This window comes from Streptococcus sp. P25B114 (assembly GCF_053010325.1).
In genome coordinates, this window is the sequence record NZ_JBRKNW010000033.1 from 1 (window position 1) to 8,283 (window position 8,283).

General features: G+C 45.3%; 7 protein-coding genes and 2 pseudogenes. 8 read left to right on the forward strand and 1 reads right to left on the reverse strand.

Annotated elements, in window-relative coordinates; all coding sequences use genetic code 11:
• Positions 1–860, reverse strand: a pseudogene (locus ACVC7T_RS10700) (transposase); the annotation flags it as partial.
• Between the two features lie 368 nt (positions 861–1,228).
• On the opposite strand from ACVC7T_RS10700, the gene lepA reads away from it, so the two are divergent.
• The 8 genes and pseudogenes from lepA (at position 1,229) to ACVC7T_RS10740 (ending at position 8,078) form a co-directional block, all read left to right on the forward strand.
• Positions 1,229–3,061, forward strand: a complete 1,833-nt coding sequence (gene lepA, locus ACVC7T_RS10705; RefSeq protein WP_105110806.1) for a translation elongation factor 4 — start codon at positions 1,229–1,231, stop codon at positions 3,059–3,061.
• 49 nt (positions 3,062–3,110) lie between these two features.
• On the forward strand, positions 3,111–3,770 hold the full coding sequence (locus ACVC7T_RS10710; protein ID WP_172096597.1) for a Maf family protein: 660 nt from the start codon (positions 3,111–3,113) through the stop codon (positions 3,768–3,770).
• 21 nt (positions 3,771–3,791) lie between these two features.
• Positions 3,792–4,280: a YkgJ family cysteine cluster protein gene (locus ACVC7T_RS10715; RefSeq protein WP_172023371.1), complete on the forward strand. Its 489-nt coding sequence runs from the start codon at positions 3,792–3,794 to the stop codon at positions 4,278–4,280.
• Between the two features lie 26 nt (positions 4,281–4,306).
• On the forward strand, positions 4,307–4,576 hold the full coding sequence (locus ACVC7T_RS10720; RefSeq protein WP_172023369.1) for a zinc ribbon domain-containing protein: 270 nt from the start codon (positions 4,307–4,309) through the stop codon (positions 4,574–4,576).
• A gap of 111 nt (positions 4,577–4,687) precedes the next feature.
• A pseudogene (locus ACVC7T_RS10725) lies at positions 4,688–5,724 on the forward strand (oxidoreductase).
• Positions 5,725–5,832: 108 nt separating this feature from the next.
• Positions 5,833–6,183, forward strand: a complete 351-nt coding sequence (locus tag ACVC7T_RS10730) for a MerR family transcriptional regulator (protein WP_447262935.1) — start codon at positions 5,833–5,835, stop codon at positions 6,181–6,183.
• An 86-nt stretch (positions 6,184–6,269) separates the two neighbouring features.
• On the forward strand, positions 6,270–7,112 hold the full coding sequence (locus tag ACVC7T_RS10735; RefSeq protein WP_447262936.1) for an aldo/keto reductase: 843 nt from the start codon (positions 6,270–6,272) through the stop codon (positions 7,110–7,112).
• Positions 7,113–7,394: 282 nt separating this feature from the next.
• A complete protein-coding gene (locus tag ACVC7T_RS10740) occupies positions 7,395–8,078 on the forward strand; it encodes a YjjG family noncanonical pyrimidine nucleotidase (RefSeq protein ID WP_170242485.1) in 684 nt (227 codons plus the stop codon).
• Positions 8,079–8,283: the final 205 nt, after the last annotated feature.

Genomic DNA, 8,283 nt, shown 5'->3' on the forward strand with positions numbered 1-8,283 from the left:
CGCCAGTGATTTTTCATGGATCGATAAGGTAGGGAACGCGTATCGAAAGTCTTCATAATATCAATTCTAGTCGTCATCATAGCACGGCTCAGGTGTTGGATAATGTGAAATCTATCAAGGACAATTTTAGCTTTTGGGAGTGAAACAGTCTGGGAATAGACTGTTTCAGCCTGAGCCTAGAGATAGGAAAGCGAAGGGGCTAGCCAATTTGTAGTAGACGCTAAACATAGCATGGTCACGACCTCGACAGTTTCTCTGACCGCCCTAGGATACTTGTAGAAATAGTTCTTGATGGTGGTTTGGCGGTTGTTGTCAAGAATGGTCACAATCGATCTCGTCTCAAAATCCTGAGCAATAAAGGCGAGTTTTCCCTTGTTCCGACTAAATTCATCCCAGCTCAAGACTTTTGGTAATTTCATAAAATCATGCTCAAATTGAAATTGAGCCAGTTTCCTCTGGACAACTGACACGGAGATATGTAGTCTCCTAGCGATGGCTATATTGGTCATGTTTTCTGTATGGAGTTGTGTGATTTTCTCCCAAATAGGTTGGGAAATCTGACAGTTTTTCTTGACTAGAGGTGTCTCAGATACAGTCACTTTTTGGCAAGATTTGCATTGAAACCGGCGTTTTTTAAGCAGGAGGAAGGTTGGAGACCCCTGACAATCTAAAATAGGGATTTTTGACGACTTTTGAAAATCGTACTTGATACACTTCCCTTGGCAATGAGGATAGCTAGGGCTGTCATAATCCAGCCTTGCCCGAATTTCCAGATGGGTCTGATGTTTTAAAACGAAGAGAATTTTGATGTTTTTGTCTTTGATTCCAATTAGTTTTGTGGTATGATAAAGTTGTTCCATATGAGTCTTTCTAATGTGAGTGTGGTTGCTTTTCATTATAGGTCATATGGGATTTTTTGTATACACTCAAAAAGGCTACATAATCTCTACAGTGGATTTACCCACTACAGAAATTATAGAGCTTTTATTAAGCATTCGAGTATTCGAGTGCTTTTCTTGTACCCAAAATAGCAAGGAGTAGGGTTATGAACAAGCATAGTACAAAGAAATACTAGCAGAAGTTGAGCAAATGCTCTATTCTTTGCCTGTTTTAGAGCATATCGGAGCTATTCGCGAAAGCTGGTACTTTAGGCTTGAAGACAGTAGCTTTCTTGCCAAAACTATAATGAATTGATATAATGAAGAGTATTACCCTTAAAGGATGAATGATGAATTTAGAAGATTTGAAAAAACGACAGGAGAAGATTCGTAACTTCTCTATCATTGCCCATATTGACCATGGGAAATCAACGCTGGCTGACCGTATTTTGGAAAAAACAGAGACAGTTTCTAGCCGTGAAATGCAGGCCCAGCTCCTAGACAGCATGGATTTGGAGCGTGAGCGTGGCATTACCATCAAGCTCAATGCTGTCCAGCTCAATTACAAGGCCAAGGATGGTGAGACCTATACCTTCCACCTGATTGACACACCGGGGCACGTTGACTTTACCTATGAAGTTTCTCGGTCTTTGGCAGCCTGCGAAGGTGCGATTTTGGTGGTCGATGCTGCTCAAGGTATTGAGGCTCAGACCTTGGCCAACGTTTATCTGGCCCTGGACAATGATTTGGAAATCCTGCCCATTATCAACAAGATTGACTTGCCAGCGGCTGACCCAGAACGTGTCCGTCATGAAATCGAAGATGTAATCGGATTGGACGCCTCAGAGGCTGTCTTGACGTCCGCAAAAGCGGGTATTGGCATCGAGGAAATCCTTGAGCAAATCGTTGAAAAAGTGCCTGCACCAACTGGTGATGTCGAGGCGCCCCTTCAAGCCTTGATTTTCGACTCTGTTTACGACCCATACCGCGGTGTTATTTTGCAGGTCCGCATTGTCAATGGTGTGGTCAAGCCCGGCGACACCATTCAAATGATGTCCAATGGCAAGACCTTTGACGTGACAGAAGTGGGAATTTTCACACCCAAAGCCATGGGGCGTGACTACCTGGCAACGGGTGACGTAGGTTATATTGCGGCCTCCATCAAGACGGTTGCGGATACCCGTGTCGGTGATACGGTGACCTTAGCTGACAATCCTGCCTCTGAACCCTTGGCTGGCTACAAACAGATGAACCCAATGGTCTTTGCTGGTATCTATCCGATTGATTCCAACAAGTACAATGACTTGCGTGAGGCCTTGGAAAAACTCCAGCTCAATGATGCGAGTCTGCAATTTGAGCCTGAAACTTCGCAGGCCCTTGGATTTGGTTTCCGCTGTGGTTTCTTGGGACTGCTCCACATGGACGTTATTCAAGAACGGATTGAGCGGGAATTCAACATTGATCTGATCATGACAGCGCCGTCGGTGGTTTACCATGTCAATATGACAGATGGTGAGTCGATCGATGTGGCCAACCCATCTGAGTTTCCAGATCCAACCAAGATTGCCACTATCGAAGAACCTTACGTCAAGGCCCAAATCATGGTACCGCAGGAATATGTCGGTGCGGTGATGGAATTGGCCCAGCGCAAGCGTGGCGACTTCGTGACCATGGATTATATTGATGACAATCGTGTCAATGTCATTTACCAAATCCCTCTGGCTGAAATTGTCTTTGATTTCTTTGACAAGCTTAAGTCCTCAACCCGCGGCTACGCGAGCTTTGACTACGAGATTTCTGAATACCGCTCATCTAAACTGGTGAAAATGGATATTCTCCTCAATGGCGACAAGGTCGATGCTCTCAGCTTTATTGTCCACAAGGAATTTGCCTACGAACGTGGGAAGATTATCGTGGACAAGCTCAAGAAAATCATCCCTCGTCAGCAGTTTGAAGTGCCAATCCAAGCTGCTATCGGTCAAAAAATAGTTGCCCGTAGCGACATCAAGGCCCTTCGTAAGAACGTATTGGCTAAATGTTATGGCGGTGACGTTTCCCGTAAACGCAAACTCTTGGAAAAACAAAAGGCCGGTAAAAAACGGATGAAGGCCATCGGTTCCGTCGAAGTACCGCAGGAAGCCTTCCTCAGCGTCCTCAGCATGGATGAAGATGATAAAAAATAAGTCAGGAAGGGCTGGGCAGATGCCTAGCCCTTTTCCTATAGGTTGAACAATGAAAACAATTTTCGATTACCAAAGTCAAGGCCAAGCAGGACAAATTGACTCCTATGTCCTGCTCAGCAACTCACCCCGCAGAAAAGAGCTTTTGCAATTTTTAGCGCCAGAAATCCAGTCGGTAGAAGTTGATGAACGCAGGATTGAAGAACAGTTTATGGCTGAATTCGCTGCGGATGATTTTCTGACCCGGGCCGCCAAGACCTGTTGTGAAATTTCCAAGGCCAAGTCTGATCTGCCTCTGGAGCCGGGTAAGCTCTACATTTCAGCGGATACCATTGTGGTGGCGGACGACCGAATTTTTAATAAACCGCTTGATTTGGCGGAGGCTGAGGCCATGTTGCGCTCTTATTTCGGCAAGATCCATCAGGTTGTGACCTCGGTCTGCCTGCGCACTGCGGATTCATTGGATGTCTTTTACACTGTGGCAGAGATTGACTTTGTCGACTATTACCCGGCGCTTGAGGAGCCTATCCAGACCTACATCCATGACAAGCAGCCCCTGGACAAGGCTGGTGCCTACGGTATTCAGGAGCTGGACCCACGCTTTGTGGCCGGGATTTCAGGTGACATTCATACCATCATTGGCCTACCCGTCGCTGAGGTTTCCCGTAGGATTTTTTCTACAAAGGCTTTGGAAAATAGCAGAGCACTTTAGACCATTGAGAAAAGGAAGTTTATGAGCTTAGATATTGAGAAGTACCGGCAGCTGGCCCTGCAAAAACAGGGAGAGCACCGCAAATTTTTGGCTAGCTTGAAGAAAAAGCCACCGAAAAATTTAGATATAATTGTCAAGGAATTGCACGACGAAGTCTTCCAAGAAATTGACTGCACCCAATGTGCCAATTGTTGCAAGGATTTAGGACCAGACTTGACGGAGGCGGATATTACCCGCATGGCCAAGCTCTTTCGGATGAAATTGTCGACCTTTGAGTCCACCTATCTACGGGTGGATGAGGATGGCGACAAGGTCTTCCAGTCCATGCCCTGTCCATTTCTGGGCCCTGACAATCTCTGTGACGTCTATGACGCCCGTCCCAAGGCCTGCGCAGCCTTTCCCCATACCGACCGAAAGCGTTTCTATCAGATTAACCATCTGACCTTGAAAAACACGCTCATTTGCCCAGCAGCCTATCTTTTTGTGGAGCGGTTGAAGGAGAGAGTGTAAGAAAGAATTCATCGAAAGGAAATACTATGGAAAAATTTTGTCAGTCTTGTGCTATGCCTTTGAATTTACATGGCCTAGATGTTCGTGGAAGTGAGAAAGATGGGACGAAATCGTCTATCTATTGCTCTTATTGTTATGTCAACGGTCGTTTTGTAGAGCCAGACATCAGTTTTGAAGAAATGTTAGCTAAGGGCAAAACTGCTATTTCAAATGGTCAAGGAAATGCCTTTATCAAATGGTTAATGAAGGCCAGCTATCCTATGATGCTCAAGAAAACCAAACGCTGGAAAGCTTAGTTGAATCCTCTGACAATAGTCAGAGGATTTTTCTGTCGTGTTCATATTCTGATTTTTATTCTAATTAGTGCTATAATAGTATTTGTTGAGCTCAGGTAAGAGGAGGTAGTTATGTCATTATTATTGTCACCGGTTGAGATTGCTGGTTTGTCGCTCAAAAATCGTGTGGTCATGCCACCTATGTGTATGTACGAAGTCAAGGCTGAAGATGGGTGCCAACAGCCTTCCATCATGCCCACTATGGCGCGCGTGCTATCGGCGGAGTTGGCCTGATTATCCAAGAAGCGACGGCTGTAGAACCAGATGGTCGGTTATCTAAGTATGACTTGGGTATTTGGACAGATGAACAGGCACAGGCCCTAGCCAAATTAGTATCTGAATTGAAGGCTTTCGGAAGTAAGGTTGGTATCCAGCTCAGTCATGGTGGCCGTAAGGCCAAGGATGCGGAACTGCCCCTTGCTCCGACTGCTCTTGCCTTTAACCAAGATTACAAGGTACCGCAGGAAATGACCCTTGAAGATATTGAGCGTGTTCAGTCTGCTTTTGTGGCGGCTGCGGCGCGTGCAGCTCAGGCTGGCTACGACATGATTGAAATTCACGGGGCGCATGGCTATTTAGTCAATCAATTTCTGGAACCCTTGACCAATCAGCGGACGGATGCCTACGGTGGTAGTCTGGAAAATCGATTCCGTTTCTTGAAAGAAATTATCGAAGGTGTGAAAGCTGTCTTTACTGGTCCAGTTTGGGTGCGCTTGTCAGTGACCGCCTACGATGAGACTGGCCAGCAAAATACACTCCAAGATTACCAACAAATTGCTAAATGGTTGGAAGAACTGGGCGTGGCTTGCCTGGATATCTCAACTGGCGGTGTCATGGATACGCGACCAAATATTCCAATCTATGGTGGTTATCAGGCTGGTTTTTCTGCCAAAATCAAAGAAGTTGTCAGTATTCCAGTTACAGCTGTTGGCTTGCTTAATAGTCCAGAGTTGGGAGAATATATCTTGCAAAATGGCCAGGCTGATTTGATCCAAGTCGGTCGTGGTCTCATTCGTAATGTCAATTGGTTTGCAGAGGCGGCCGAGGTCCTGCACGACCATGATTTTCAAGTCTACAATGCCTCTTACCAACGTGGTCAGGTCAAGTAGGGGCTTGCTGGGAATGATACAGTTGAGTTCCAGGCTATTTTCAAAAAAATAAACTTCAGACTTGACTTAAAGTAGGTTTAAGTTGATACAATAGTGATGTAGGCAGCTATGTCCACGATTAAAGAAATTGCGGAGTTGCTGGGGATTTCAGCGCCGACCATCCGTTTTTATGATAAAGAGGGAATGGTGGAGATTCCTAGAAATGAGCGGGGTATCCGTCAGTTTGATGAGCGGAGCATTGACCGGCTCAAGGCCATTGTCCACAATCGCCGTGTGGGAATGCCCTTGGATGATATCCAGAAGATTTTGGCGGAGTTCCACAATCATGCCCTGTCGTCGAACTTGCTCAAGAAAACGCAGGCCCAGCTGGAGGATCAGATCGCGGCCTTGCAGGAGACCCATGCCTATCTGGTAAAGAAAATCGAGATCCATCAGCAGTTAGCCCAGCTAGAAGCTTAGGGAATTTCGGCAAATGAGCGGACAGATGCCTACTACGATATACGAAGAAAGGACGCAGAGTCCTAGTGTTTCAAAAAGGAGGAAACATGGAAAACTATACACTTTCAAATGGTGTCAAGATTCCAAAGATTGGTTTTGGTACTTGGCAGATTAAAGAAGGCGATACTGCCTACAAGAGTGTGGCGCACGCCCTCAAGGTTGGCTACACGCATGTCGATACGGCGCAGATTTATGGAAATGAGCGCAGTGTTGGTCGTGCCATCACAGATAGTGACCTGGCGCGTGAGGATATTTTCCTGACGACAAAGGTCTGGAACGACAAGCACGATTATGAGCTTGCTAAGGCGTCGATTGAGGAATCGCTGGAAAAATTGGGCGTTGACTACCTTGACTTGCTCTTGATTCACTGGCCAAATCCAAAGGCGCTCCGTGAGAATGATGCCTGGAAGGCTGGAAATGCTGGTGCCTGGAAGGCCATGGAGGAAGCCTACAAGGCAGGCAAGGTCCGCGCTATCGGTGTATCCAATTTTATGATCCATCACCTGGAAGCCTTGTTTGAAACAGCTGAAATCAAGCCACAGGTCAACCAAGTTCTCTTGGCACCGGGTTGCCCGCAGGAAGAATTAGCAGCCTTCTGCCGTGAGCACGACATTCTTCTGGAAGCCTACAGTCCACTGGGAACAGGCAGCATCTTCAGGAATGAAGTAGTACAAGAAATTGCTGAAAAGACTGGCAAATCTGTTGCCCAAGTGGCATTACGTTGGAGCCTGCAAAAAGGATTCTTGCCTCTACCAAAATCTGTCACACCAGCCAACATTGAAAGCAATTTGAACATCTTTGACTTTGAATTGTCGGCAGATGATGTGGCGACCTTGGATAGAGTTGAAGGCGTTAGCGTCCAATCTGATCCAGACAATGTGAATTTTTAAGAAACTCAACAGCTGACGAAAGTTGGCTGTTTTTTGTGCGAGTACGGTCTGTACACCAATCCAATAAGAATGCGCGTGACCGATCTATTTTTAGAATACATTAGGAACCATTAAAAATTTACTTGAGTGAGGAAATAATTGTGCCAAATATGTTGTAGATTTCCTGTAAGTATCGCGGTAAGTGTGCCTAATCACATCTATCCCAAATTTGATATTAAAGATATGGTATAATAGTTTCATTAACCTTTGATAAAATAATTCGCCTCTGAAAGGAAAAGCATCATGACCTACAAATTTCTACTTTTCGACCTTGACCATACTTTGTTGGATTTTGCGACTGGTGAGGAGATTGCCCTCACTCAGTTTCTGGAATTTATGGAAGTGGAGGACATTCAGGCCTTTAAAGATGTCTATCGTCCGCTCAATCAGGGCATGTGGAAGGACTTGGAAAAGGGTTTGATTACCAAGAAGGAGCTGGTCAATACTCGATTTTCGCGGGCCTTTGCCCATTTCGGACGGCAGGAAGACGGAGCTGAGTTGGCCCTTCGTTACCAAGAATTTATCGGTCGTCAAGGACAGATTTTTGAGGGAGCGGATGATTTGCTTGAGACCTTGACGGAGCGTGGCTACCAGATTTATGGCGCGACCAACGGCATCACCTACATCCAGGAAAATCGTCTCAAACACTCACCCATTGGCAGCTATTTCAAGCAAGTATTTATCTCTGAGCAGATGGGGACCCAGAAGCCGGAGCTTGATTTTTATGAAAAAATAGCAGAGCAGATTACCGGTTTTGACCTGTTCAGAGCGCTCATGATTGGTGACAGCCTGACGGCAGACATCCAAGGCGGTATCAACGCTGGCATGGATACAGTCTGGTACAATCCAGCTGGCCTAGAAAATACAAGCCATCTCAAACCAACCTACACAATCAGCAACTACCAGCAATTAATAGATATCTTATAAGCAGCGAGACCATTGCTTGCTTTTTTCATTTTTTCAAATCTTAAAATTCTTGTAACAATATTGTATAAATAGTTTTAAAAATGAAATAATACTTAACAAAAATCAAAAATAGCGATATGATAGTATTATGACAAAAGAATTTACCCAGACACAAGTTGAAGAATTAAAGCAAGCACTTAAAAACAAAAATAATGCTCCGCATCAT

Coding starts and splice junctions, on each gene's coding strand:
- lepA (WP_105110806.1), top strand. CDS start 1,229: ATGAATTTAGAAGATTTGAAAAAACGACAGGAGAAGATTCGTAACTTC.
- ACVC7T_RS10730 (WP_447262935.1), top strand. CDS start 5,833: ATGTCCACGATTAAAGAAATTGCGGAGTTGCTGGGGATTTCAGCGCCG.
- ACVC7T_RS10720 (WP_172023369.1), top strand. CDS start 4,307: ATGGAAAAATTTTGTCAGTCTTGTGCTATGCCTTTGAATTTACATGGC.
- ACVC7T_RS10735 (WP_447262936.1), top strand. CDS start 6,270: ATGGAAAACTATACACTTTCAAATGGTGTCAAGATTCCAAAGATTGGT.
- ACVC7T_RS10715 (WP_172023371.1), top strand. CDS start 3,792: ATGAGCTTAGATATTGAGAAGTACCGGCAGCTGGCCCTGCAAAAACAG.
- ACVC7T_RS10740 (WP_170242485.1), top strand. CDS start 7,395: ATGACCTACAAATTTCTACTTTTCGACCTTGACCATACTTTGTTGGAT.
- ACVC7T_RS10710 (WP_172096597.1), top strand. CDS start 3,111: ATGAAAACAATTTTCGATTACCAAAGTCAAGGCCAAGCAGGACAAATT.